At 69.3% G+C, this 25,640-nt stretch carries 19 protein-coding genes; 8 read left to right on the top strand and 11 right to left on the bottom strand.

What is annotated here, in order from left to right:
- Positions 1 to 85: 85 nt before the first annotated feature.
- Entirely contained in the window at positions 86 to 931 is an 846-nt protein-coding gene (locus tag WME98_RS44830) for a helix-turn-helix domain-containing protein (RefSeq protein WP_437947736.1), read from the bottom strand.
- 160 nt (positions 932 to 1,091) lie between these two features.
- Positions 1,092 to 2,012 (bottom strand): pirin family protein, encoded by a 921-nt coding sequence (locus WME98_RS44825; RefSeq protein ID WP_437947735.1) that lies wholly within the window; start codon positions 2,010 to 2,012, stop codon positions 1,092 to 1,094.
- 18 nt (positions 2,013 to 2,030) lie between these two features.
- On the opposite strand from WME98_RS44825, the gene WME98_RS44820 reads away from it, so the two are divergent.
- Entirely contained in the window at positions 2,031 to 3,830 is a 1,800-nt protein-coding gene (locus tag WME98_RS44820) for a vWA domain-containing protein (protein WP_437947734.1), read from the top strand.
- 268 nt (positions 3,831 to 4,098) lie between these two features.
- Here the strand turns inward: WME98_RS44820 and WME98_RS44815 are convergent, their stop codons facing one another.
- A complete protein-coding gene (locus WME98_RS44815; RefSeq protein ID WP_437947733.1) occupies positions 4,099 to 5,295 on the bottom strand; it encodes an endo-1,4-beta-xylanase in 1,197 nt (398 codons plus the stop codon).
- Between the two features lie 296 nt (positions 5,296 to 5,591).
- Here WME98_RS44815 and WME98_RS44810 point away from each other — a divergent pair, with 296 nt between their 5' ends.
- Positions 5,592 to 6,413, top strand: coding sequence for a phytanoyl-CoA dioxygenase family protein (locus tag WME98_RS44810; protein ID WP_437947732.1), 822 nt, complete (start codon positions 5,592 to 5,594; stop codon positions 6,411 to 6,413).
- On the opposite strand, the gene WME98_RS44805 is transcribed toward WME98_RS44810, so the two are convergent.
- Genes WME98_RS44805 through WME98_RS44785 form a run of 5 tightly spaced genes read right to left on the bottom strand, consistent with a single transcriptional unit; the run spans position 6,410 to position 11,605 of the window.
- Positions 6,410 to 6,973 carry a DinB family protein gene (locus WME98_RS44805; protein ID WP_437947731.1) on the bottom strand — a complete coding sequence of 188 codons (564 nt, stop codon included), beginning with the start codon at positions 6,971 to 6,973 and terminating at the stop codon, positions 6,410 to 6,412. The two genes, WME98_RS44810 and WME98_RS44805, sit on opposite strands and share 4 nt — an antisense overlap.
- A gap of 46 nt (positions 6,974 to 7,019) precedes the next feature.
- Positions 7,020 to 7,733: an ABC transporter ATP-binding protein gene (locus WME98_RS44800; RefSeq protein ID WP_020735987.1), complete on the bottom strand. Its 714-nt coding sequence runs from the start codon at positions 7,731 to 7,733 to the stop codon at positions 7,020 to 7,022.
- Entirely contained in the window at positions 7,708 to 8,478 is a 771-nt protein-coding gene (locus WME98_RS44795; protein ID WP_437954101.1) for an ABC transporter ATP-binding protein, read from the bottom strand. Before WME98_RS44795 ends, WME98_RS44800 begins: the two co-directional genes overlap by 26 nt.
- Positions 8,478 to 9,446, bottom strand: a complete 969-nt coding sequence (locus WME98_RS44790) for a branched-chain amino acid ABC transporter permease (RefSeq protein WP_437947730.1) — start codon at positions 9,444 to 9,446, stop codon at positions 8,478 to 8,480. Before WME98_RS44790 ends, WME98_RS44795 begins: the two co-directional genes overlap by 1 nt.
- Complete coding sequence (locus WME98_RS44785) at positions 9,443 to 11,605, bottom strand: ABC transporter substrate-binding protein (protein WP_437947729.1); 2,163 nt, start codon at positions 11,603 to 11,605, stop codon at positions 9,443 to 9,445. The genes WME98_RS44790 and WME98_RS44785 overlap by 4 nt, the downstream gene beginning before the upstream one ends.
- Before the next feature lie 520 nt (positions 11,606 to 12,125).
- Here WME98_RS44785 and WME98_RS44780 point away from each other — a divergent pair.
- On the top strand, positions 12,126 to 13,931 hold the full coding sequence (locus WME98_RS44780; RefSeq protein ID WP_437947728.1) for a glycosyl hydrolase family 28-related protein: 1,806 nt from the start codon (positions 12,126 to 12,128) through the stop codon (positions 13,929 to 13,931).
- 113 nt (positions 13,932 to 14,044) lie between these two features.
- On the opposite strand, the gene WME98_RS44775 is transcribed toward WME98_RS44780, so the two are convergent.
- Positions 14,045 to 15,088: an aldo/keto reductase gene (locus WME98_RS44775; RefSeq protein WP_437947727.1), complete on the bottom strand. Its 1,044-nt coding sequence runs from the start codon at positions 15,086 to 15,088 to the stop codon at positions 14,045 to 14,047.
- 166 nt (positions 15,089 to 15,254) lie between these two features.
- Between WME98_RS44775 and WME98_RS44770 the strand changes: the two genes are divergently transcribed.
- The gene (locus WME98_RS44770) at positions 15,255 to 16,199 is read left to right on the top strand and encodes a cupin domain-containing protein (RefSeq protein ID WP_437947726.1); all 945 of its coding nucleotides are present in this window, start codon (positions 15,255 to 15,257) and stop codon (positions 16,197 to 16,199) included.
- A gap of 100 nt (positions 16,200 to 16,299) precedes the next feature.
- Here WME98_RS44770 and WME98_RS44765 read toward each other — a convergent pair whose 3' ends face one another.
- Positions 16,300 to 18,012, bottom strand: coding sequence for a glycoside hydrolase family 5 protein (locus WME98_RS44765; RefSeq protein WP_437947725.1), 1,713 nt, complete (start codon positions 18,010 to 18,012; stop codon positions 16,300 to 16,302).
- A gap of 510 nt (positions 18,013 to 18,522) precedes the next feature.
- On the bottom strand, positions 18,523 to 18,918 hold the full coding sequence (locus WME98_RS44760; protein ID WP_061625898.1) for a tautomerase family protein: 396 nt from the start codon (positions 18,916 to 18,918) through the stop codon (positions 18,523 to 18,525).
- Positions 18,919 to 19,009: 91 nt separating this feature from the next.
- Between WME98_RS44760 and WME98_RS44755 the strand changes: the two genes are divergently transcribed.
- From WME98_RS44755 to WME98_RS44740, 4 genes are all read left to right on the top strand, one after another.
- Entirely contained in the window at positions 19,010 to 19,855 is an 846-nt protein-coding gene (locus WME98_RS44755; protein WP_437947724.1) for a LysR family transcriptional regulator, read from the top strand.
- Between the two features lie 296 nt (positions 19,856 to 20,151).
- Positions 20,152 to 21,561, top strand: a complete 1,410-nt coding sequence (locus tag WME98_RS44750) for a M64 family metallopeptidase (protein ID WP_437947723.1) — start codon at positions 20,152 to 20,154, stop codon at positions 21,559 to 21,561.
- Positions 21,540 to 22,121: a hypothetical protein gene (locus WME98_RS44745; RefSeq protein WP_437947722.1), complete on the top strand. Its 582-nt coding sequence runs from the start codon at positions 21,540 to 21,542 to the stop codon at positions 22,119 to 22,121. The genes WME98_RS44750 and WME98_RS44745 overlap by 22 nt, the downstream gene beginning before the upstream one ends.
- 228 nt (positions 22,122 to 22,349) lie before the next feature.
- Positions 22,350 to 25,556, top strand: a complete 3,207-nt coding sequence (locus WME98_RS44740; protein WP_437947721.1) for a glycosyl hydrolase 115 family protein — start codon at positions 22,350 to 22,352, stop codon at positions 25,554 to 25,556.
- The last annotated feature ends 84 nt before the right edge of the window (positions 25,557 to 25,640 follow it).

Here is a 25,640-nt window from a genome sequence, read left to right as displayed (position 1 = left end):
AGGCAACCTCGGACCGACCCAGGTTGGGGCAACCCCGGTCTGGGAGCGCAACCCAAACCTCGGTCGCCTCGCCGCGCGGGATCGCTCAGCCCGGGTCAGGTCGCTGAGCTCTGCGGTGCTGGGCGCGCCAGGCAGCGGGGGTGACGCCGTGATGGCGCCGGAACAGCCGCACGAAATGGCTCGGATCGGCGTAGCCGACGCGCTCGGCGATCACGTCGACATACTCGTCGGTCGCCAGGAGCCTCCGCCGCGCCTCGGCCAGACGCCCCTCCACGATCCACGCGACCACCGTGCGCCCGGTGGCCTGCTTGACCGCGGTGGTCACGTGGGCGGGCGTCCGGCGCACCGCCTCCGCGACCTCCTTCAAGGACAGGGGCCCGAGGCACCGGGCCTCGATCACGGCCAGCGCCTCCGCCACGATCGAAGGACGCTGCGCCGGCGCGGCCCGGACGCTGCCGCTCGCGCGCACGACCTCCGCGAGCACCAGCGCGAGCAGGCTCTCGGAGACCACCGGCAGCGCGCCCGCGGCCTGCTGCTCGCGCTCGAGCTCCCGGAGCAGATCGAGCACGTACGCCTGCCGCGCCGCGGGCAGCTCGACCACGGGCGACGCCCCGTGCCGGACCCGGTCGAGCGGGGCGAACAGGTCGCCGTAGCGCGCCGGATCGAGGCACGTCCGGCAGAAGCCGATCCCCCACATCTCCGCATGGCTCGCCGACAGGACGCGGTGCGCGTCGCCAGCCGGAATGAGGTGGAGGTGCCCGGCCCGCAGCTCGAACTCGCCGCGGTGCTCGACCCGCATGCGGCCTCCGACATGCAACGCCAGGGCGACGTACGTGTGGACCGCCGGGCTCTGCATCGGTCGCGCGTGGTCGCCGTGGCACACATGCCGCATGAACCGGATCGGCGTGGGGTCGAGCTCGTCGTGGCTCACCCGCGAAGCGTACCACCTTCATCGCGGCGTGCTCGCGGCGCGAGAGCGGCAACCGAAACGACGCCAAGCCCACCGAAAAGGCGGCCAAGGACGCGCTCCTCCGACGGCGGCGGGAAGACGCTTCGCGTCCCGTGATCCCGGAGCCCGCCGCGGGCTCGCATTACGAGCCTTCCGGGAGCGGAATGAACTCGGTGTCATCGCCGGGGATCGTGGGGAAGCGGCCCTCGCGCCAGTCGGCCTTCGCTCGCTCGATGCGCTCCTTGGAGCTCGCCACGAAGTTCCAGTAGATGTGGCGAGGTCCGTCGAGCGGCGCGCCGCCGATGAGCATGAGGTTCGTCGCGCCGATCGCCTCCGCGGCGACGGCCGCGCGCGGACGGAGCACGAGCATCGCGCCCGCGCCGAAGCGCTTGCCGTCGCACGCGATCGCCCCGTCGACCACGTAGATCGCGCGCTCCTCGTGCTCGTCGTCGATCGGCAGCGTCGCGCCGGCGTCGAGCCGAGCATGCACGTAGAGCGTCGGCGACAGGACCCCCGTGGGCGCCTTCGCGCCGTAGGCGGTCCCGGCGATGACGTGGAGCTCCGCGCCGTCGCGGCGCACGACGGGCATCGTCTGGCGCGGGTGATGCTCGAAGCGCGGATCGATCTCCTCGTCTTGCTGCGGGAGCGCGACCCACGTCTGGATCCCGTGCATCCTGGCGCCGCGCGCCCGCACCTCCGGCGCGGTTCGCTCCGAGTGGACCACGCCGCGCCCCGCGACCATCCAGTTCACGTCGCCCGGCCGGATCGGCTGCTCCGAGCCGATGCTGTCGCGATGCACGAACTCCCCTTCGAGGAGATACGTGATGGTCGCGAGCGCGATGTGCGGATGCGGCCGGACATCGATCCCCTGACCCGGCGCGAAGTCGACGGGGCCCATGTGATCGAAGAAGAGAAAGGGCCCGACGTGACGTCGCTGCGCCGCTGGGAGCGACCTGCGCACCGTGAAGCCGCCCAGATCCCGCGGGCGCGGCTCGATCACGAGGTCGATGTTCGCGCTGTCGGCGCCCAGGCACTCCGGTTCCTTGTCGGGATATCGGCTCATCGAAAACTCCTTGCTCCCATGGCGCTCGTGCTCGTGGCGCTCAACCTAGCGCCCCGACGCGCGGGGCCGCAATCCCGTTCTTCCTCGCGCACGGGGCCACGGCCGCCCTCGCCCGGCGAAGGGCGACGAGGAGAGCGGGAGCGTGCGATCGACCGCATCGAGGTCGCCGACGGCGGCAGCAACTCGATCTCGGATATCGCTCCAGCCGCCCCTCTCCAGGACCGAGCGGACCCGGCCGAGGCTCCGGGGCGACCCCGACCTCGGTCGGATGGTCCATCGGAGTGTCGATCGATTGCCAATAGATCGTCGCATTCTCACGAGGGCGGATCGCTGATCCTCTATCCGCGGCGCCGCGTGTGCAGCCTGGATGGACTACAGAGACCTAGCGCGATCGCCGCATTGCGCCGTGATGGTCGCAGTACGACGCAACCACTTTTCAGGCCGTATCCCGCGCAAAGATCAGCGTCATCGATTATACTCCTCATCGATCCCGGGGCTCCGACGAGGCGCGATCCTGCAAAATTCCGCCTCCGGAGACCTCTCGTTTTTATGTGCGTCGTGCTGGCGTATCGCGCCTGGCATGCGCTCGAAGAGGAGTGGATTTATGAGATTGCCTACGATGGCCATAGCTTTGTCGATGGTGAGTTTGGCCAGCGCCGCATGCGGCGGGGTTCCGGGCGGTCCCAGAACAGCACCGGCAACGGCAACGGCGACGGCGCCGGCAACGGCGCCGGCAACGGCACCGGCAACGGCTACGATGACAGCTTTGGCAGCGGGAACGATCTGGGATCGAGCGGGAATTCCGGTGCAAACGGCGCCAGCAGCGGCGGCTCGACGGCAGCAGGCCAGGCGTGCGCCACCGAGACCTCCCAGGCCGGGTTCCAGCAGGTGTACCTCGCCTTCGCGTTCGACGTGTCGGGCAGCATGGGCGCGAACGATGTGCCCTGGCGCGATCGGTCGCTCAAGTGGGATCCCGTCGTCGCCGCGACGAAGCAGTTCTTCGTGGATCCCGCCTCGGCCGGGTTCCGGGCGTCGCTCACGTTCTTCCCTGGCGCGGGACAGATGTGCAACGCAAGCACGTACCTGGCGCCGAACGTCGCGATGACGCCGCTGCCGTCTCCGGCGTTCGGTGAGGCGATCGATGCCGTCACGCCTCAGGACGACCGGAGCTGGCGCATCGGCACGCCGACGGCATTCGTGATCGAAGGCACGACCGCGTACATCGAGGAGCAACGCCAGCTGAACCCCGGGAAATACGCGATCGTCCTCGTGACCGACGGCTATCCGGAGCAATGCCGCCAGTCGAACTCGATCGAGGCCGTCGTCGAGCGCGTCGAGGCGGCGCGCGCCGCCGGCATCTCCACGTTCGTGATCGGGGTCAACAGCCCGCCGGTGGAGGGCGCGCCGCCGAGCCTCGATGAGAACCTGCGCGTGATCGCGGCGGCGGGCGATACAGGAGAGGCGTTCATCATCGACACCGGCAACGCGGCGGACACCACGGCCGCGTTCAAGGCGGCCGTCGAGGAGATCCGCGGCGCCGCGGTCTCGTGCACGATCCCGATCCCGCCGCCCCCCGACGGGAGGACGTTTGACAAGCAGAAGGTGGACGTGAAATACACGAGCGCCACGACCAACACCCCGACGTCGCTCGTGTACGATCAGGCCTGCGCTGCCGCGGGCACCTGGCGCTACGACGATCCCGCGAACCCGACCGCGATCGTGCTCTGCGACGACACGTGCGCCGTGGTGCAAGCCCAGGTCGAAGTGTCCCTGGGCGTCGACTTCACCTGCGAAGACGTCCTCGAAGTGCCGCTGTGATCGGCGGCGCTCCCCGGCCGGCGCGATCCCCTTCCAGGGATTTCGCCGGCCAGGCGAGCCGATCACGGCGGACGCGCGGCGGGTGAATCGAGCTTCGACGAGCTCCCTCCGCGGAAGGAGCTCGCGCGGATCATCGGGTCAGCGCGAGGTAGTGGTCAACTCTGCCCAGAGAGAGTCCACATGAAGGCGAGAAGGCGGGAAGATCATTCAGGTTTTCTTCCCGCCTTCCCGCCTTCATGTTCAAATTTGACCACTACCCAGCGCGACGTCAGGGACCACCGCGACCCAGGAACTCCATGAGCCAGGCCATGGCCGGCCGCATGGTGCCGTTCGAATGCTGAATGCCGGTGTTGTCCCGCCAGGTGGTGCCGACGATGTAGCCCCACAAGGTGATGCCCGGGACGGCGGGGTGATTCCAGAACATCGTGAACTGCTCCTCCATCACCCTCTTCTGCTGGCTGTCGTCCGCGATGCCGATATCGTACTCGGTGATGTACACGGGCTTGCCCAGCGCGGCGAGCTTGTCGAGGTAGCCCTTCACGGTGCTGGTGTTGATCTTGTAGGCGTCGTGGGCCTGAGCGCCGAGCGCGTCGACCGGGGCGCCCGCGTCGATGACCGCCCTCGCGATCCGCACGAAGTTGTTGTGGTCGTTCTCGTACTCGATGTTGTTGTAGTCGTTGAGGATTAAGACCGCGCCCGGGCAGAACTCGCGAGCCCACTTGAAGGAGTTCACGATCCAGTCCCAGCCGCTGGCGCCGTCGCCGCCGATGCCGTTCTTGTACGACGGCGTGGTGTGGGGCGGCGGCTCGTTGACGACGTCGATGTACTTCGTGTCGGGGTAGCGCTCGCAGAACGACTTCATCCAGTCCCGCACGGCCGCCTGCTGCTCCGACCCGGAGAGGCCCCCGACCCAGTTCGGTTGCTGGCTGCCCCACACGAAGACGTGGTGCTTGAAGATGATGTTGTTGTCCTTGGCGTACTTGTAGATCGCGTCGAGCTTGCTCCAGTCGCGACGGCCGCGGGAGCTCTCGACGGAGCCCCACTTGCCCTCGTTCTCGGGCGTGATCTGGTTCCAGTAGGTCGCGAAGCCGTTGCGCACAGCGCCGCTCGTCGTGATGTTGCCGACGAACTTCGCGGCAGGGGTCCCGCCGCCTCCGCCGGCCCCGTTGTCCTCACCGCCCGCCCCGCCGCCGCCCGCGCTCGAACCGCCGGTCGTCGAAGAGCTGGTCGTCCCCGCCCCCCCGGTGCCGCTGGTGGCCGAGCTGCTGCTGCTGCTGCTCGTCGTCGGGCCAGCGCTGGCGCCGGTGGTGGTCGTGGTCGTGGTCGTGATGGTCCCCGCTCCCCCCTCGCCGCCCGCGCCCCCCTCGCCGCCATCGCCCCCGTCGGAGCAGCCAGAGAGGGTCGCGAGCCCGAGCACGATCCACGTCGTGCCGCACAGCCATCGAGAAGAACGGTTCTTGTTCATGTTGGACTTCCGAGAGTTGAGCGATTGGGGTGGAGATTCCAGGAGCGGGAGCGCCGATCGACTGCGACGCGAGCCGGAGCGCACACGCTCAGCGATGCCCACGCCGGGAGCCCGGCGCCTACAATTCCCGCGACCGATGGAAGTGATCTGCGACATTCGCCTGAAAATGCCTACGCTTGGCGTTTTTCATCGAGAGGAAACATGCAGTGGCATTGGCCCTCTGCGCCAACATAGCAACTTTGCACCTGAAGCCGAACTTGCGCCGCCGAGACGGTCGGTACAAGGTGAGCCGCCCCATGACCGAGTTGAGCCATTCGCAGATCGAGCACTTCATCACCCAGGGCTTCGTCCGCATCGACGCGGCGTTCCCCCGGGCGCTGGCCGACGAGGCCCGCGCCATCCTGTGGCGCGACACAGGCATGACCCCGGACGACCCCAAGACCTGGACGAAGCCGGTCGTTCGACTCGGGCACTACGGCCAGCGACCCTTCGCCGAGGCCGCGAACACCCCGGTGCTCCGCGCCGCGCTCGATCAGCTGGTCGGCAGCGGGCGCTGGCAACCGTGCGCCGCCCTCGGCACGTTCCCCATCCGCTTCCCCTCGCCCCTCGACCCGGGGGACGCGGGCTGGCACATCGACGTGAGCTTCGGCACCGAGAGCCCCGATTTCATGGAGTGGCGCGCGAACGTCCGGTCGCGCGGCCGCGCGCTGCTCATGCTCTTTCTCTTCTCGGATGTCGGCGAGGACGACGCGCCGACGCGCATCCGAGCGGGGTCGCACCTCGACATCGCGCGGCAGCTGGCGCCGGCCGGCGAGCAGGGGATGACCTTGCGCGAGCTGGCCGCGAACGGCTTCGCGGAGACGGCGCATCGACCGCAGGTGCTCGCGGCGGGCGACGCGGGAACGGTCTATCTGTGCCACCCGTTCCTCGTCCACACCGCCCAGCCACACCGCGGCGCGCGGCCGCGCTTCATGGCTCAGCCTCCCCTGCTCCCGACCGAGCCGCTATCGCTCGAGCGCGAGCGCGGCGACTACTCCCCCGTCGAGCAAGCCATCCGCCTGGCGCTGAGCGGCGCGGCGGCCATCTCTCCGGACGGGACGCGCGAGCTCGCCCCCTAAACGCGCGGCCTTCTCGCGTAGAGGAAGCGCGCGTAGCCGAGCTCCGCGGCGTTCTTCGTGAGCTCGACGTTGGCCCACGCGACGACGTCGCCGAACGGCCGGTCCTGGAAAGGCCACCGCGTCCGCCGCGTCGAGCGCAGGTCGTCGTCGGTGGCCTGCTCGATCGCCGCCCGCCACCGTTCCTGAAGCCCGCCGAGCCACGCGCGCACGCCGTCGGCGTCGCCAGGCCAGGTCACGTCCTCGCGCGCGAGGGCTCCGTCGCCGAACGAGTGGTCGAGCACCATCGACCACCAGAACCCGAGATGCCACGTCACCCAGGCGATGCTCGGCGGGCCGAGATCGTATCCCTCGTGCTCCGGCCAGTCGGCGCGCCACGTTCCATCGTCGGTCCGACGAACGTGCAATCCCTCGTCCGCAGGGCGCCACAAGCACTCTTCGGTGGTGAGCCCGTCGAGGTGGAAGCTGGTGAGCTGCCACGCTATCTCGAGCTGCCGGACCAGGTAGCCGCGAGCCTCGCCGGCCACGGGCGGAGGCGGGACCTCAGGGCTCTCGCGTCTCATCGCCCCAGCCTAGCACGGCCGCCCGCCCGCCGAGGGCCGAGGGGATTCACAGCCCGAGATAGGCCCTCCGCACTTCCTCCTTCCTCGCCAGCTCGCTCGCCTCGCCCTCCAGGTGGACGCGCCCCTCCGCCAGCACATAGGCGTAGTCGCTCACCGCCATGGCCATGGCCACGTTCTGCTCGACGAGGAGCATCGTCAGCCCCTCGGCCTTGAGCCGGCGCAGCGACTCGAAGAGATCGAGCACCAGCCGGGGCGAGAGGCCCAGCGACAGCTCGTCGAGCATCAGCACCTTCGGCTCGGCCATCAGCCCCCGCGCGACGGCGACCATCTGCTGCTCGCCGCCGCTGAGCGTGCCCGCCTTCTGGCCGCGCCGGTCCGCGAGGCGCGGGAACATCTCGAACACGCGCTCCAGGTTGCGCCGCAAGCCCGGCTGGGCCCGCCTCGAGAAGGCGCCGAGCTCGAGGTTCTCGAGCACCGTCATGTCGGCGAACAGCTGCCGCCCCTCCGGCACCAGCGCGAGCCCCTCGGCGGCGCGGGCGTGCGCGGGGAGGCGCGTCACGTCGTGGCCCGCGAAGACCACCGAGCCGCGCCACGCGGGCAAGAGCCCCGTCGCGGCGCGCAGGAGCGTCGTCTTGCCCGCCCCGTTCGAGCCCACGAGCGCCGTCAGCCTCCCCGGCTCGAGGCGCAGGCTCACCCCCCACAGGATCTGCACCTCGCCGTAGCCCGTGACCAGCTCAGTCACCTCGAGCGCTGCCGCCATCCGAGCCTCCTGCCAAGAGCTCTCGCCCGAGCTTCGGGTCGCCGAGGTACGCCTCGATCACGCTCGGATCCGCGGCCACCGCCCGCGGCTCCCCCTCGGCGATGAGCTTGCCATAGTCCAGCACCACGATCCGATCGGAGAGGCTCATCATCGCCTGCATGAGGTGCTCGATCATCAGGATCGTGACCCCCTGCGCGCGGATGTGGCGGATCATGTCGATCATCCGTCCGATCTCGGCGGGGTTCAGCCCCGCGAGGACCTCGTCGAGCAGCAGCAGGTACGGCCGGGCCGCGAGGGCGCGCGCCAGCTCCAGCCGCTTCTTCTGCGCGACGTTCAGGCTGCCGGCCAGCTGCGCGGCGCGCTCGCCGAGGCCCACCAGCGCGAGCACCTCGTCCGCCACCCTGGCGGCCGCGCCGCGCCCGTGGCGCTCGCGGCCGTAGCAGGCGCCGAGCATCACGTTCTCGCGCACGGTGAGGTCGTGGAGCGGCCGCACGATCTGGAAGGTGCGGGCCAGCCCGAGGCGCGCCACGCGGTACGGCGGCAAGCCGGTGATGTCCTGGCCGCGGAAGACGATACGGCCCTTGTCCGGCGGGTGCACGCCGCTCACCACGTTGAAGAGCGTCGTCTTCCCCGCGCCGTTCGGCCCGATGAGGCCGAGGATCTCCCCGTCCGCGACGCCGAACGTGACGTCGCTCAGCGCTTGCAGGCCGCCGAAGCGCCTCGCGATCCCCTGGACGTGCAGCATCATTCGAGCACCCCCCGCGCGCGGGGCAGCCGCGCGCGCAGCCAGCCGACGACCCCGGAGGGCACGAACAGGACGATGAGCAGGAGCACGCCCCCCGCGAAGGCCAGGTGGAGATCCTTGAAGAGCGGCGTCGTGAGCAGGAAGCTGCGGAGGCGATCGTACGCGGCCGCCCCGAGGACCGGCCCGAGCGCCGTCCCCGCGCCGCCCAGCATCACCATGACCAGCGTCTCGATGGAGGTGTGCAGGCGGAAGGCGTCGCCCGGCTCGACGTTGCCGTTCTTGAAGAAGTAGAGCGTGCCGGCCACGCCCGGGAAGAACGCCGACAGCACGTAGGCGAGCGTCTTCAGCCGCGGCGCGTTCACGCCCATGACGAGCGCCGCGTCCTCGTCCTCGCGGATGCTGAGCAGGCCGAGCCCGAACCGCGAGCTCTTCACGAGCAAGCTGATGGCGACCACCACCACGGTGACCGCCAGGAGCAGGGAGTACGTGAGCCACAGCGCCCTCGACGGGCCGCCGTACTCCCCGTACACGGAGAAGTTGATCGACAGCCCCGTCGCGCCGCCGAACAGGGAGACGTTGTTCACGAAGGCCCGCGCCGCCTCGTTGATCCCGATCGTGGCCAGCGCGAAATAGGCGCCCCGCAGGCGCAGGATGGCGAGGCCGAGCAGGCCGGCCAGCGCGGAGGCGGCGAGGCCGCCGGCGAGCATCGCGAGGTAGAGCGAGGCGCCCCGCTGGCTCAGGAGGTAAAAGCCGGTGTACCCACCCAGCCCGAAGAACACGATGTGGCCGAAGTTCACGTAGCCCGTGTACCCGAGCAAGAGGTTCAGGCTGGAGGCGAGCGTGACGAACATCAGCAGGGTGAACATCGCCTCGCGCAGCGTGTCGCCGCGCGTCGCGAGCGGGAGGGCGCCGAGCGCCGCGACGAGGAGGAGCGTCAGCCAGAAGGCGGGGCGTCGGTGCGCGGTCATGTGCGGGCTCCCATGAGGCCGCTCGGGCGGAGCAGCAGCACGAGGACGAAGAGGGCGAACTCCACCACGGGCACCCAGCTCACGGGGAGGAAGATGGGGATGAGCCCCTCCAGCATGCCGAGCAAGAGCCCTCCGGCGAGCGCGCCGATGGGGTTGCCGAGGCCGCCCAGCACGCCGATGACGAATGATTTGAGCTGGTACGACTCGCCGCTCAGGATGGTGAAGGGAAAGAACGTGGCGATGAGCGCGCCGGACGCCGCCGCGAGCATCGTCCCGAGCCCGAAGCTGAGGGCCAGCACGCGAGAGGAAGGGATGCCCATCAGCTCCGCCGAGGCGCGGTTGCTCGCCACCGCGCGGATGGCCTTGCCGAGCCGCGTCCGGCGCAGAAACAAGGTGAGCGCCGACGCGACGAGGATGGCCATCAGGGCCGCCATGAGGCGCGTGCCCGGGAGCGCCACCGGACCGAGGCGCGCCGTGCCGAGGGAGTAGTCGATGTTGCGCGGGGTCGTGGTCAAGAGCGCCGTGCCCAGCCCGATGAAGATCATGTTGACGGCGAACGTGGCCAGCAGGGTCGTCAGGTGGTGCGGCGCGTGGATCACGCGGTGCACGGCCACGGGGTAGATCAGGAGCCCGAGCAGCAGGCCCGCCCCGGCCACGGCGACCAGCCCGACATACGGGTTCACGCCGAGGTGCGTGAACAGGAAGTAGCTGGCGAACATCCCGAGCGCGATGACCGCGCCGTGGCTCAGGTTGATGATGCGCAGGATCCCCCAGATGAGCGTCATGCCCATCGCCGCGAGGCCGTACACGAACCCGAGCATGAGCCCGTCCACGAGCGACGTCAGCAGCTGGCTCGGGCCCGCGGCCGCCTGGTCGCGGGCCGGATACAGGGGGTTGGCCGTGCTCGCGTCCTCGGGCCAGACGACCCGCTTGACGAGCCTCCCCTGCTCGTCCTTCTGCCACTGGATGTAGACCATCTCGTGACCGACCTGGCGGCCGTGCCGTTTCGCGCTTGTGTCGTACTTCGTGTGGCCGAAGAACGTCAGCATGTCCGTGCCGTCGAGCGCCGCCTTGACCTTCGCCGTCTCCAGCGACCCCGCCCGCGCGATGGCCTGCTCCAGGATCAGGCCCGCGGCGTAGCCCCCCGCGCCGTGGTACGACGGCGTATCGCCGAACCGCTCTCTGTAGCGAGCGACGAAGTCGCCCACCGAGGGCCCGTGCCAGGGGAGGCCCGCGGCGCGCGCGGCCTCGGGGCTGTACTTCACGGTGGATTCCCACTGGCTCGGCCCGATCACGCCGAGCGCCGCCGCGCCGAGCTCGCCGAACCGCGGCTCGGGCGGCGCCACGAGCAGCGCGATGAACTTGGCGTGAATGCCCTTCTCCGCGAGCTGCCTGGCGAAGGTGCTCGTGTCGGCGAAGTGGCCCCCGCCCATGATGGCGTCCACGTCGCCCGGCATCCTGTTGATGAACGGCGCAAAGTCGGTGGTGCCGCTGGCGTAGCCCTCGAAGAGGACGATCTCGTAGCCCTTGGCCTCGCCGTGGCTCTTCGCGGCCGTGGCCACGTCCGTGGAGAACTTGTCCCGCTCGTGGACGATCGCGACCCGCTTCGCCGCCGGATCGAGGTGGGCGAGGACGTCGAAGGCCCCTGTCAGGTAACGGCTCGCGGGCGTGTAGGTCATGAAGGCCAGCGAATAGCCTTTGTCATGCGTCGAGTCCGACGACGCGCCCGCCGTGACCATGACGCGGCCGTACTGCTCGGCGATGACGGCCGCGGCGTCCGTCAGGCCGCTGCTGTACGGGCTGATGAGGAAATCGGCCCTGTCCTCGTTGATCAGCCGCGTGTAGAGCTGCTGGACACGATCCTTGTTGCTCTCGTCGTCATAGAACCGGATGTCGACGGTGACGGCGCTGCCGTCGGCGAGGCGGATGCCGCCGGCCTTGTTGACGTCGTCCACCCACATCTTGATGCCGTTGGTCTGCCGGGTCGACTCGACGTTCACGTTCCCCGTCAGCGACGCGGTGAACCCGACGATGGCCGTGCGCGAGAGGGCCGCCGCCGTCCCCTGCGGGCCGAGCGCGCTGGACTGCGCTCTTGCGGGCGATGGCGCGCTCCACGCGATCGCCGCCAGCGTCAGAAAGAACAGGACCAGCTTCCGCATCGCGGCATCCTACACCCCCGCGTCCGGGCGCGCGCACGCCATCTGGCGGCGCGCGGCGCCGCACGCCGCCGTCGATCTCCGACGCGCGCTCCGACGCGCACCGCGCCGCCGGGGTCTGACCGGCGAGGCTGGCCGTCAGGGCACGGCCAGCGGCCTTAGCGACCCGACCCAGGTTGGGGTCGCCGGCGCGGCGGCGCGCCCTGGTTCACGTTGCTGGGCCACGGGGTCGGGTCCCGCCGCGCTGGCACGCTGGCACGCTGGCACGCTGGCACGCTGGCACGCTGACACCGGCAGAGGAACGGCCTGCCTGTTCGTCGCCGGTCCGCCTGGCGCTCGCATCGCTCGATGGGCAGCTGGGCTCGCCGACGAGCCCCTATGGTTCCGGCAACCCTCCTCGGGGCGCGCACGCGCCCCCGTCTCGTCGGCCACCCGGTGCACCAGGCCGACCTGGTGGTGTGGTTCTTGCTCCCCGGCGGCTCGGAAAAACGAGTTCCCACACTCGACCAACAACAGGAAACGTATGCTGTCGACGCGGCGGATCACGAAGACCTTTCTAGTTGGCCTGTTCGCGCTCGTCTCCGCGCCGGCCGGGGCGGCAGCGTCCACGGCCAGCTCCGGCGCGGTTTGGGGCTATCACCCTCCGGCGGAGCAGAGCGCCGAGGACTTCAATTTGTGCAGCCTCGACGCCCCGTACAACGAGACTCCGTTCACGAGAGACGGCGACAGCAACGTTGGCTGTCCCACGGCCCCCCCAGACCCGCCGCCGCGCTGCACGGGAGATTTTTGCCTCCCCGGCAATGTCTGCAAGGGAAACGAACAGCCGCATGAGAATTCGAACGGATGCGGCGTCGACAGGAACGGCGACACGGACGTTGACACGGGTATCACCTGCTGTGAGGCAGGGTCTGTCACGGATGGCGTGGTCAATGTCCTGCCCTATGTGAATGTGACGCGACCGGAAGGAGCGGACTTCTCCGCCAATCCCGCCGTTGATGAACGCGACGACGTCGATGACAGCCTGGCCATCTCGAGGGCGATCGAATGCGCAATGTCGCAGCCGACGACCAGGCACACCGTGTACTTCCCTGCCGGGCGTTACGTGCTGCGCACGCCGCTGAGACCCGAGCACAGCAATCTGACCCTGGAGGGGCCGGAGCTGTCTCCGAACGCCGCCCCTGGCGATCCCGGGACCGCGACGCTGGTGGCGGTCCCCTGCAATCCGGAGCAGTTTCCCGGGGCGATCCAGGTCAACAAGCCTGGAGTCTCGGGGGTCTGGATCCGCAATTTTCAGATCAGGCTCACGGATGGCCCCTGGGTCCAGGCCAACAGCGGCATCCGAGTCAACAGCTGCTCGAATTGCGAGGTGGAGAACATCATCATGCGGTACGCTCCCCTCCCCGATAAGCTGCCTCAGCCGCCTCAGTGCAAGCCACCCAACCTGGATGGCATCACCTTCGGCCTGGGGTCCTGGGGCGCGATCCGGAACGTGATCGTGGACGGCGTACCGAAGGGCGGCATCTACCTGTCCACGGTCAGCACCGGCACCAACACCACGCCCCACACCTACGTGGAGAACTGCGAGATCAGAAACATCAACGGCCCCGTCGGAGCAGCCGGGATCAAGATCATCACCTCCAATGTGACCGTGCGAAACTGCGAGGTGCACCACAGCCTGATTCATCCGCGCGATGGCCTTCCCGCAGTTGGCGGGCACGGGCTGTGGATCGCCGCCCAAAACTCGAATCCTAGCACGAGGCCCAGGAATGTCCTGGTCCAGGATAGCTACTTTCACCACAACGGCGGCTCTGGGGTCATGATGGCGAGCCCCATCGCGGATAAGCGCCCGGAGAAGATCCGCCTCGAGGGCGTCAGGTCCGCTTACAACGGGAGCTATGGTGTCCATATCCAGGCGGGGACCGATGTGGAGCTCCTGGACCTCTGGTCCTGGGGCAATGGATACTCCGGCGTGTACCTGCAGTCGAAGGGATCGCTGCCCGCGAGCGCGCTCCGGGTCGGGACCGTGACCCTGGAGAACCCGATCATCTTCAACAACGCTTTGACCCCCGAAGCGGGCGACTACCCTGGAATCATGATTCATGCCAGTGACGTCACGATCAACGGAGGCGAGTTCGGGCAGGACGACGGCTATTTGCCGCAGTTCTGCACCTCGCGCGGGAGGCAATCGAAGTCCATCCAGTGGCAATGCTGGTTGTCGGGCCCACCAGGCGCGGAGGTGCTCTTCTATCCGGAGGACATTGTCTACTCGGACGTCTTCCTACACGACGGAACGAGCGCGCCACATTCGATGGTATGCCCTTATGACTGAGTGACACCTGCCCGCGCGCGTCGCTCGGAGACCCCGTGAGATGAAGCGCCGGAATGACCGCTCACCTGCCCGGGCGCGTCCGCCGGGGTGACCTCCCCGCCTTCATCGATCCGTCACGCAACGGTCCGTTCGGGGAAGTCGATCTGCTCCCACCGGTTCCCTGTCATGACCGCGCGCTGCTCGGCGTGGCTGTTCAGCTCGTGCGGGTAGCCGAACGGGACCGCGCTGACCTGGTCCAGGCGGCGGAGGCTCGCGTCGTCGAGCGCGAGCGCCGCGGCGCCGAGGTTCTCGTCGAGCTGCGCGCGGGTCCGCGGCCCGACGACGGGGATCACGCCCTTCGCGGCCGCCCAGGCGATCGCGACCTGACCCGGGCTCGCGCCCAGCTCGTCCGCGACGGCGATGAGCGCGTCGAGCACGGGGTCGTGGCGCGCGGGCTCGTCGTGCAGCACGCTCGCCTTCAGATCGGTCGCGCGGCCCCGCTCTCCCTTCCGGTACTTGCCGGTCAGGAGCCCGCCGGCCATCGGCGACCACCCCATCACGCCGAGGCCCAGCGCGTCCGCCATCGGCAGGAGCTCGCGCTCCGTGGTGCGCTGGAGCAGGCTGTACTCGACCTGGATCGCGGTGATGGGGGAAGCGCCGCGGAGATCGCCGGCCTTCACGCCCACGGCGACGCGCCAGGCCGGAAAGTTCGAGAGCCCGCCGTAGACGATCTTGCCGGCCCGCACGAGGTCCTCGAGCCCGCGGACGATCTCGTCGATGGGGGTCACGCCGTCGTCCATGTGCACGAAATAGAGATCGATGCGGTCCGTCTTCAGCCGCACGAGGCTCTCCTCGACGGCCTGCACCATGGCCTTGCGGTTGTTCCCGAGCCGGGCCAGCGCCGGCGCCGGGCCGGCGCCGCGGCTGAACTTGGACGCGATGACGAGGTCGTTCCGATACGGGGCGACGATCTCGCCGATCAGCCGCTCGGCCTCGCCGTGCTGGTAGTTGTCGGCGGTGTCGATGAAGTTGCCGCCCGCCTCGACATAGCCCTGCAGGATGCTCCGCGCCTCGTCCGGCGCGGCGCCGTAGCCCCACGCCCTCCCGAACATCCCGGTGCCCAGACACAACGCGGAGACCTTGAGGCCGGTTCGCCGGCCGAGAATCTTGTAGCGCATCGAGAGCTCCTCACCGCGGGAATGACGCCCTCCGCGGCCGACGTAGACCAGACGATCACGGCCGCTTATGCTCACGCGGTGACCGCACCGTACGCCTCACGGCCTGGAGCATCCATGTCGAATGCGCCGGTTTTCTGGTCCAAAACGCCACGCGAGCGAGGGTGATGTGGATGTTCTCACCGACATCATGGCGCTGCTCCGGACCCAGGGGCACCTCTACGGCAGGCTCGAGCTCACGGCCCCGTTCGGGCTCCAGTTCCCGGGCAAGAAGGGCATCTGTCTCATCGTGACCCGCGGCTCCTGCTTGCTCGGCGTCGACGAGCAGGCGCTCGTGCCGCTCGTCGGCGGCGATTTCGTCTTCCTGCCCGCGCCCGAGGCGTATTCGCTCCGGAGCAGCCCCAGGGCGCGCCTGCGCGCGGCCGAGGACGTGACGCCGCCGGAGGAGTTCTACCGGTCGCGGCTGATCGCGCACGGCGGCGGCGGCGCGCCCGTCACCGTGGTCGCCGGGTGCTTCACCTTCGCCTCGCCCGACAGCGAGCTCCTGGTCAGGCATCTTCCGCCGATGCTCCACCTGGCGGCGTCGGACGCGCACGCGGCGCCCTGGTTCCAGTCGACGCTCCAGTTCATCGCCGCCGAGATCGCGCAGGGCCTGCCCGGGTCGCCCGCGGTCGTGGACCGGCTCGCCGAGGTGCTCTTCGTCCAGGCGATGCGCGCGCGCATCCAGGCGTCGCTCCCGGACGGGAGCCAGAGCTGGCTCCGGGCGCTCGCCGACCCGCAGATCGGCGAGGCGCTGCGGCAGATGCACGCGGCGCCGGGCCGCGCGTGGACGGTGCCGGAGCTCGCGCGCGTCGCCTCGATGTCCCGCTCGGCGTTCGCCGCGCGGTTTCGCGAGCTCGTCGGGGAGACGCCGCTCGATCACCTGACGCAGTGGCGGATGGTGCGGGCCGCGAGCATGATGCGCGAGAGCCGGCCGATGAAGCTCGCGGCGATCGCGACGGCGGTCGGCTACGAGTCGGAGAGCTCGTTCGGCAAGGTGTTCCGGCGCGTCATGGGCGTGTCGCCGGGGCGCTACCGCCGGAAGCATCGGCTCGACGAGCAGCGAGTGGAGTGACGCGTCCGGCTGGCGCCCGGTCGGTCACCGGCGCTGGCCACAAAGAAAAACCGCCCGCAGGGGCAGGCCTGCGGGCGGTCGTCACGATCTGCGGCTCGGTCTACTTGAGACGAGCCAGCATATCGACCTTCTCCTTGTCGAGCTCGGTCCAGGTGCCCCAGCCCGTCTTGTCGGCGTCGGTGTACTTGTGGCCGTAGATGCCGCCCGTATCACCCGACTCGGGGTTGATGGACCAGTAGGTGAAGTCCGTCATCCCCTTCTTGATCAGGTAGTCCACGTACATGTTCTGCCACTCCCAGTCGTAGCGCTTGCCGGCAGGCAAGTGCGCCCACATCTGGGCCAGCCCCGGATCCATCTCGTTCTTCGGCCAGTCCTTCACGCCGCCGAACTCGCCGGTGATCACGCAGAACTTCTCGTCGTGGAGGAACCCGAAGTGCTCGTCCCACTGCTTCGCGAGCCTCTCGACGGCCGCCGGGTTGGACCGTTCGATGTCCAGCCCGCACTTGGCCTTGGCGGCCTCCTCGTCCTCGAGATCGGCGCACCCGGCCTGGGACTGATCGACGTGCTGCTTCTGAACGAACACTGCAGGCCCGTAGGTGTGGGGCGAGAAGCAGAGCCGATCCTTGGGGATCTGGATCGGGTAGGCGTGCTGCCCGAAGAAGTTCTCACCCCAGTTCGGGTTGAGGTTCTCATCGCCGTGGGGCTCCGGCATCGACGTCAGGCCGCTGGTGCCCTCGGGCTGGAAGCTGCCGGACACGCCCTGGACAACGGCGATCATGTCGTCGTTCTCCTCTTTGATGACGTCGTAGCACGCCTTGGCCATGTCTGCCCACTTGGCCCAGGAGTACTTCCACGGCTCGTTGAAGCAGTCGATGCCGATGACGTTCTTGATGTTGAGCTTCTTGGGCAGCTGCGCGATCGTGCGGATGTCCGCGAGCCACTTCTCCATGTTGTAGGCGTCCTCGCCCATCGTGCAGTTGTAGGCGTCCGCCTTGTAGTCGTAGTTCTCGCGCGCGCTGTCCACGTAGGGCGGAGCATCGTCGAGCCTGCCCGCGCGCCACCCGAGGTGGTTCGAGCAGGAGTGGATGCCGATGATGACGTTCAGGTTGTTCTTGTTGGCCTGGACGAGGAAGTCCTCGAGCGCCTCGCGCGCGTTGGCGTACGGGTAGACAGTCGCGTTGTTGTTCCTGATCTTGGGCGAGGTCCTGCTGTAGTCGCCGTCCGGGTGGTTGGCGACCAGGGTCTGCGGCGCGATCGGAAGCCGGATGGTGTTGAACTTGAGAGCGGAGCTCGTGAGCTCCTTCATCGTCTGCTCGATCGTGCGCGTGGTATTCACCCAGTTCATCGACCCGATGAAGAGCTCCATGGCGCCGGGGCGCTGGAGGTCGTCTTGTCCCTCGAGCCCGAACCAGTTGCCGCCGCGAACCTGGATCGCCGTGCCGTCCTGCGTCAGGCGGCCATCGGCGTTGACCCGGAAGCGGCCGGGCGGCGAGCCATCGGTCGGCGGCGTGGGATCCCCGTTCGGGTTGCTGGAGCCGCCGCCGCCGCCGCCGACGCCCGTGCCCGTGGGCATGCCAGCGCCAACGCCGCTGCTGGTCGGGGTGCCAGCGCCAACGCCGCTGCTGGTCGGGGTGCCAGCGCCAACGCCGCTGCTGGTCGGGGTCCCAGCGCCGACGCCCGCGCTCGCGCCCGCGCCGCCCGAGCCCGTGGTGTCGCCGCTGGACCCGCTCGAGCTGTCACCGCCGCAGCCGATGGCCAGCAGGCCGGCGATGGAAAAGGAACACAAAAAGATATGGCTTCCTCGGATTCTCATAGCTCCGCTCTTTCTTTAAGCCCGAACTCAGCGCACGGTACACGGCTTCGAGCGTCCACGCCCCCGTGACACAACCGCAAGCCAATCCAATCTCAAGGCTTGGTCGCGCTCGACGTCGACCCTGTGCAGAATTCGCAGACAGGCAACACCGACGGGTTGCCAACCGGGGCTGTACACTACCCGCCGTAAAACAAGGGGTCAAGATGGGATGTGCCCCGCCATGCGGGCATGGCTGGATAATTATCGACAGAGTGTCGCTTTCCCACGGGGGTGGATCTCTTCATCGTCTCATCGATCCGAAGAGCGCACGCAGCAGGGATGTCCCTACAGCCTTGGCCTCGCGGAGCTTGACTTTCGGATCGGCGACGAATTTTCCGGGCCTCGACGCGCCGCCATGATGCTCCGTGTCAAGCTCTCGCGACCTCATGATGCTCTGTGTCAAACCCAGGGAAACGGCGTGTCATTGCTCACGGCGGTCGAGCGAGGGCGCCGTCACTGTGCGCTTCGCCGTCATGTGGGGCGCTGGTAGCGGTGCTCCTGCGTGAGCCCGCCGTAGCCGTAGGCGCTGGCGCGCAGGTCCGCGATATGGATGTAGGAGTGCTCCGCCACCTCGCCGAGGAGCTCGCGCATCGCCTCGTGGACCGCCCTCAGGTAGGCCGCCTTCTCGGCCTTGGTGTTGGTCTCGTCGGTGATGCTGACCATCCAGTGATACGAGCGCGCGCCCTGCTGCGACAGCGCGCGCCCGGCGACGAACCAGCGCGAGGGCTCGATGAAGTCGATCACCACCGCGGTGAGCGACGGGTCCTTGTGCAAGATCTGCGCGGTCAGCGCGCTCGCCGCGGCGGCGGTCCGCTGCGCGAGCGCGTCGTCGGCGGGGCCTGAGATCTGGATATGGATATAGGGCATGACGGCTCCTTTCGAGTTGACGCCCTCATTCTAGGTCGCCATCATTGCGCAGAGAAGCAGAACAATTTCGTCCTATTCGGCAGAAATTCTGATGAATCACCTCGAGCCGCTCTGGTTGCAGAGCTTCGTCGCCATCGCCGCCAGCGGCGCGGTGGCGCGCGCGGCCCAGCAGGTGCACCGCACGCCCTCCGCCGTGAGCACGCACCTGCGCCAGCTCGAGACCGCGCTCGGCGCGCGCCTCGTCGAGCGCACCACCCGCTCGCTGCGCCTGAGCGCGCAGGGCGAGCGGTTCCTGCCCTACGCGCAGCGCCTGCTCGAGCTGCAGGCCGCCGCCCAGGCCGCGCTGAAGCCCGCGCCGCAGCAGGGCGTGTGGCGCATCGGGATCAGCGAGTACTTCCTTCCCCACCGGCTCCAGGCGCTGCTCGCCTTGCTCGAGCATCAAGCGGCCGGCGCCCGGCTCGAGCTCCTCTGGGCGAGCTCGGCGGAGCTGCAGCGGCGATGGCAGGCCGGCGAGGCCGATGCGGTCGTCGTGACCGCCAGCGAGCCGCTCCCCGACGCGCGCCTGCTGCGCCGCGAGCCGCTCGCGTGGGTGGTCGGCGCCGGCGTCCGACCGCCGGCCGAAGGCGCCGTCCCGCTGGTCCTGCTCGGGTCGGACTGCCCCGTGCGCGCCATGGCGCTCGGCGCGCTCGCGCGCGGCGGCCGAGCCCACGAGGTGCGGCTCACCTGCAGCGGCAGCCAGGCCGCGGTCGCCGCGGTGCGCGCGGGCTGGGGCGTGGGCTGCCTCAACGCGTCGGCCGTACCGCCCGACCTCGTGAATCTGGCCCAGCAGGACGCGCGGCGCTGGCGCTCCCCCGGGCGGCTCTCCTTTTATGGGCTGTCCCGGCCCGGGTTCCAGCGCCTGCTCGGCGCGCTCGCGGCGTGGGCCAAGGCGGCCTGACGCCTCGCTGGCCGACGCTCCTCGCGGGCGCGGCGCCCTGGCCGGCGTGACACGGCACCCCTCTTCTTGACTTGACGCGGCGCTCGAGAGGAGAACCAATGGGCGTTTTCCTGTATCGGCTCGATATCGCCGCGGGCCGGCCGATCGCCGTTGACACCGAACATGTTAACGTTCACATTCCGGCCTCGAAGGGGGTCTTCTGGCGCGTCGCTCCGGATGGGTGGATGCGCGCTCGGACCTTGTCATCGACGACGGCGCGATGGGTACCACCGGCGAGGAATCGTGAGGCTAAATCGATGAAGTCGAGCTGGATCCTGCGCGTTTCATGTCTGGTGGCGCTCTGCGCTTGCGGCGACGCACCGGACAGCGACGCGACGACCGACGGCGGCAGCACGTCGGAGGGCGGCAATCTCGCGGCCGGCGGCTCAGCGGGCGGAGGCGCCGGAGGCGCCGGCGGTCCAGGCTCGGGCGGCGCGGCCCAGGGCGGCTCGGCCGGCACGGGCGCCGGGGGTGCTTTCGTGCCCGGCGGCGATGGCGGAGGCGGCTCCGCTTACGTCCTCGATTGCGGCACGAACGGCGTGGCTATCGAGAGCGCGGGCCCGCCCGAGAACCGCGTCAACTACGTCATCATCGGCGACGGCTATGACGCCGAGGCCGTGAACACCACGTACCTCGAGCACATCGAGGCGGCGATGGCCCTGCGCTTCAGCAGCCCGATCGGCGAGCCGTACGGCAGATATCGCAAGTTCGTCAACATCTGCGCCATCAAGGTGGTCAGCCCCTCGAACGGCGTCCCGGGCGTGCTCGGTTGCACCGGCGACGACGAGAGCCGCCTCGCGGACTGCGATACCCGCGCGGCGGACGCCGCGCTCGAGGCGAACCTCCCCGCCGACTTCGAGGTCGACTGGCACGCCATCGTGCTGAACAACGATCGCTGGTGGAACACGGGCTCCTCCTGGATGCTCTGGTCGGGCGCGCATCCGGAGGCTGCCGGCGCGGCCCTGCACGAGGGCGGCCACGGCTTTCATCAGCTCGCCGACGAGTACTGCGCCAAGGCGACGGGCGCGGGCTGCGGCGCGAACACGTGCGGCGGCAGCGGCACCGAGTACGTCGAGGTGAACTCGACGGCCGATTGCGCGACGACGGCCGGCAAATGGGACAAGTGGCTGGGCTACGACGCCGCCGACGCCACGGGCCTCCAGGGCACCTTCGTCGGCAGCCGCTACGTCGATGGCGGACAGTACCGCCCGTCGTCGAACTCGATGATGAACAGCCTGTTTGGAGGCCACAAGAACACGAGCTTCAACCCGGTCTCGCGCGAGAAGATGATCATGGATATCTGGATGCGCATCAAGCCGATCGACTCGACCGATCCGCCCGCCGGCGCCGTCACCGACCCGGCGACGCTCGCGGTCAACGTGATCGATCCCGAGGTCATCAGCGTCGATTGGACGCTCGACGGCGAGGTGATCGCGACCGACGGCGGCCCCGTCTACAACGTCGCCGCGGCGGGCCTCGCTCCGGGCACGCACACGATCGTCGCGAAGGCCTACGACAACGCCGGCGAAGCGTGGGTGCGCTACCGCAGCGGCGAGTGCCTGGACCCGCCGCCGTCGACCGACCCCAGGTACTACGATCCCTGCTGGGGTCGCGACAACTGGCCCCGCTCGCAGGAGACGGTGACGTGGACGGTGACGATTCCATGAGGCCGGCGCGCGGGCGCTGGGGCGTGGCCGCGCTGGTGCTCCTCGGCGCGGCGCTATGGCTCGTCGATCGCTCGCGAGAGCCCGATGGACGGCGGCTGCCCTCGTCCCGGCAGGGAGCGCCGCAGGAGGCGCCGCGCGAGGCGGCGTCGCGCCACAGGGCGAGTGAGCCGCCCGCGCCGGCCGCCGGCGCCGAGCTCGCCGCGGCGGCCATCGACCTGCCCGTCGTCGGGCCGAGCCCCGACGACCGGCACGACGGCCCCGCTCACCCCCACCCCGTCACGCCGCGTCACCTCGAGATGCAGCATGAAAATGGTCTGATTGCGCTGCTGAACGACGCGATGAGCGCGCGGGACGGCGCGCGCATGCGCGAGCTCGTGCGCGAGTATCGTCGCACGCACCCCGGGGACCCGAGCCGGCTCCAGGACGGCTACGAGATCATCGCGGGGTGCCTCGAGGCGCCGGGCGAGGATTCGAGAACGGCGGCGGAGGGCTACTACGCCGAGCATCGCGCCTCCACCGTGAGGCGCTTCGTGCGCACGATCTGCCTCGAAGGTGGTTGAAGGACGCCCAACCGCGCTGGCGCACGACGGGATGAAGGGCGCGCCGCGCTGGCCGCGTCAGGCGTGAAAAGGTCGCATATGACAGCCAATGAAGAAGATTGCAGGGCCAATGCGTCGACGCGATTCCACCGAGCGGTCCCCCGCGGCCGGCGCGCCCGTCGTCCCTGCGCCGCTCCAGGCAGACGGGCGCTCGGCGCGCTCTGGGCCGCCTGGCGTCCCCTGGTGCGGATGGGGATCCTCTGCGGGGCGCTGCCGCTCTCCTTGTCCGCGCTGGGGGGTGGTTGTTCGGGATCGGACGACGCGTCGCCGAAGCCCGGCGATCCAGGCGCGCAGACCGGCGGGCCGGGCGGGCAGGCGGGAGGGCCGGACGGACAGGCCGGTGGCCCGAATGGGCAGGCGGGAGGGCCGGACGGGCAAGCGGGAGGGCCGGGAGGGCCGGACGACCCGGCGCCGCACCCGGAGGATCCGGAGAAGTACGTCACGTTCGAGCCGGGGTCCGACAGATTCCCCCTGGTCGCCGCCGGCAAGGCCGCGCCGCTCGTCGTGAGCTCGAGCGACCACGCGGGCGTGATCCGCGTCGTGAGCGACCTCAAGGCCGACATCGGGCGGGTCACCCAGGTCGAGCCCGAGGTCTCGCTCGACGCGATCCCGGCGTCGGAGGACGTGGTGATCATCGGGACCCTGGGCAAGAGCAAGCTCGTGGACCAGCTGGTGAGCGAGAACAAGCTCGACGTCGCCGGCATCGCGGGCCGCTGGGAGACGTCCCTCCTGCAGGTCGTGAACGATCCGGCGCCGGGCGTCCGCCGGGCGTTCGTGATCGCGGGCAGCGATCAGCGCGGGACGATCTTCGGCGCCTACGACGTCTCGCGGAACATCGGGGTGTCGCCCTGGCACTACTGGGACGATGTCCCGGCGCACCAGCACGGCGCGCTGTACATCCTGCCCGGCCGCTACTCGCAGGGGGAGCCGAAGGTGAAATACCGCGGCTTCTTCATCAACGACGAGAACCCCGCCCTGGGCACGTGGGCGCGCAACACGTTCGGCCCCGCGCCCAACACGAGCCGCCCGAACGGCTTCAACCACGAGCTCTACGCCAAGGTGTACGAGGTCCTGCTCCGGCTCAAGGCCAATTACCTGTGGCCGGCCGTGTGGGGCAGGTCGCTCTTCGACGACGATCCCGAGAACCAGGCGCTGGCCGCCGCGTACGGCGTCGTGATGGGGACCTCGCACGAGGCGCCGATGATGCGAGCGCAGGACGAGTGGGATCGCTACGGACAGTCCGGGGGCCGGTACGGCGGCAACGGGCAGTGGAACTTCGACAAGAACACGGAGGCGCTGAAGAAGTACTGGACCGACAGCATCAAGCGAATGAAGGACTACGAGAGCGTGGTCACCGTCGGGATGCGCGGCAACGGCGATCTGCCCATCGACGACGGCGGCAACATCGATCTGATGCAGCGGATCGTGGAGGCGCAGCGGAAGATCCTGGCCGACGTCACGGGCAAGGACGTCACCACCATCCCGCAGGTCTGGACGCTCTACAAGGAGGTCCAGCGCTTCTGGGACGAGGGCATGCGGGCGCCGGACGACGTGATCATCAACTGGTGCGACGACAACTGGGGCAACATGCGCGAGCTGCCCGATCCGTCGGCGCCGGAGCGGTCGGGCGGCTACGGGCTCTACTACCACTTCGACTACGTGGGCGGCGGCCGGAACTACAAGTGGATTGACACGAACCTCCTCCCCAACATCTGGGAGCAGCTCCACCTGTCGTATCGGTACGGCGTCGATCGGCTGTGGGTGGTGAACGTGGGCGACCTGAAGAACGAGGAGCACCCGCTCGAGTTCTTCCTGGACTACGCGTGGAACCCCGAGCGGTGGCCGATCGAGCGCCTGCCCGTGTGGGAGCGGCAGTGGGCGGCGCAGCAGTTCGGGCCGAAGCACGCGGCCGAGATCGCCGAGGTGCTGACGATGTACTCCAGGCTCCAGTCGCGCCGGAAGCCGGAGCTGCTCAACCGGGTCATCACCCTCAACCCGAACGCCAACATCGCCACGAACCCCGACAGCGCCGTGGTTTACGCCGACGGGAGCCCCTTCAGCCTGATCCACTACGGCGAGGCGGAGCGGGTCGTCGCGGAGTGGCAGGCGCTCGCGGCCGAGGCGGAGCGGATCAACGAGGAGCTGCCGGAGGCGTACCGGGACGCCTACTACCAGCTCGTGCTCTACCAGGTGAAGGCCAGCGCCAACCTGTACGAGCTCCGCCTGGCCGGGTTCAAGAACATCCTCTACGCCGCCCAGGGGCGCGCCGCCACGAAGGACATGGCCGCGACCGCCGAGGCCCGGCTCGCCGACGACAAGGCCATGTCGGACTACTACAACAATGCGCTGGCCGGCGGGAAGTGGAAGGGCTTTCAGACGCAGCCCAAGATCGGCTATGGCGGGCCGTATCCGGACTCGGGCTGGCAGCAGCCGGAGAGGAACGGCACCCTGCTGGACGACTTCATCTGGCCGGAGCTCAAGCAGATCAACGTGCCGCGCGCGGCGGACATGGGCGTGGCGATCGACGGGTCCGACAAGGTCTGGCCCGCGGAGCGGACGCCCGCGGTGCTGCCCGAGCTCAGCCCGTTCCAGGCCCAGCCGGCCCAGTACATCGAGGTCTTCAACCGCGGTCAGGAGCCGTTCGATTACCAGATCGAGCCGTCGGTGCCCTGGGTGAAGGTCTCGCCGAACAACGGCACGATCGAGAAGGAAGTGCGCGCGACCGTGAGCGTGGACTGGGCGGCGGCGCCCCAGGGGACCACGGAGGTGCCGATCACGGTGACGGCGTCGAACGGGCGCACCGTGGTCGTCCAGGCGGTCGTCAAGAACCCGGAGGTGAACCGCGAGGCGATCGAGGGGTTCGTGGAGAGCAACGGGTACGTCTCGATGGAGGCCGAGCACTTCACCCGGGCCGTGAGCGCGGACCCGATCTCGTGGCAGCTCATCCCGGACATCGGCCGGACGGCCGGGGGCATGACGCCCTTCCCCGTCACCGCGGCCAGGCAGACGCCCGGCGGTGACAGCCCGCGCCTCGAGTACACGATCCACCTCTTCACGACCGGGAAGGTGACGGTCTGGGCGTACCTGTCGCCGAGGAACAACGTGCTGCGCACCGACGGCCTGAAGTACGCGGTGTCCATCGACGACGGGCAGCCGCAGATCGTCAACGTCACGACGGCGCTCAACGGCATCCCGATGAACAAGTCGTGGGAGAGGAACACGTCGGACAACGTGAACCGCACGTCGACCACGCACACCATCGCTCAGCCCGGCGCGCACGTGCTGAAGCTCTGGATGGTCGATCCGACCGTGGTGGTGCAGAAGCTGGTGGTGGACACGGGCGGGCTCAAGCCGAGCTACCTGGGGCCGCCGGAGAGCTTCCGCGCGACGCGGTAGCGCGGCGCGAGGTGACGTCGACCAGCTACGACAGCACCGGCCTGTCGGCGTCCACCACCTACCATTAGGGCAACACCAGCACGA

The organism is Sorangium sp. So ce296 (assembly GCF_051529605.1).
In the GTDB taxonomy this organism is placed as follows: domain Bacteria; phylum Myxococcota_A; class Polyangia; order Polyangiales; family Polyangiaceae; genus Sorangium; species Sorangium cellulosum_D.
Note: the sequence above shows the minus strand (reverse complement) of the source record. Positions and strands in the feature narration are given on the sequence as shown.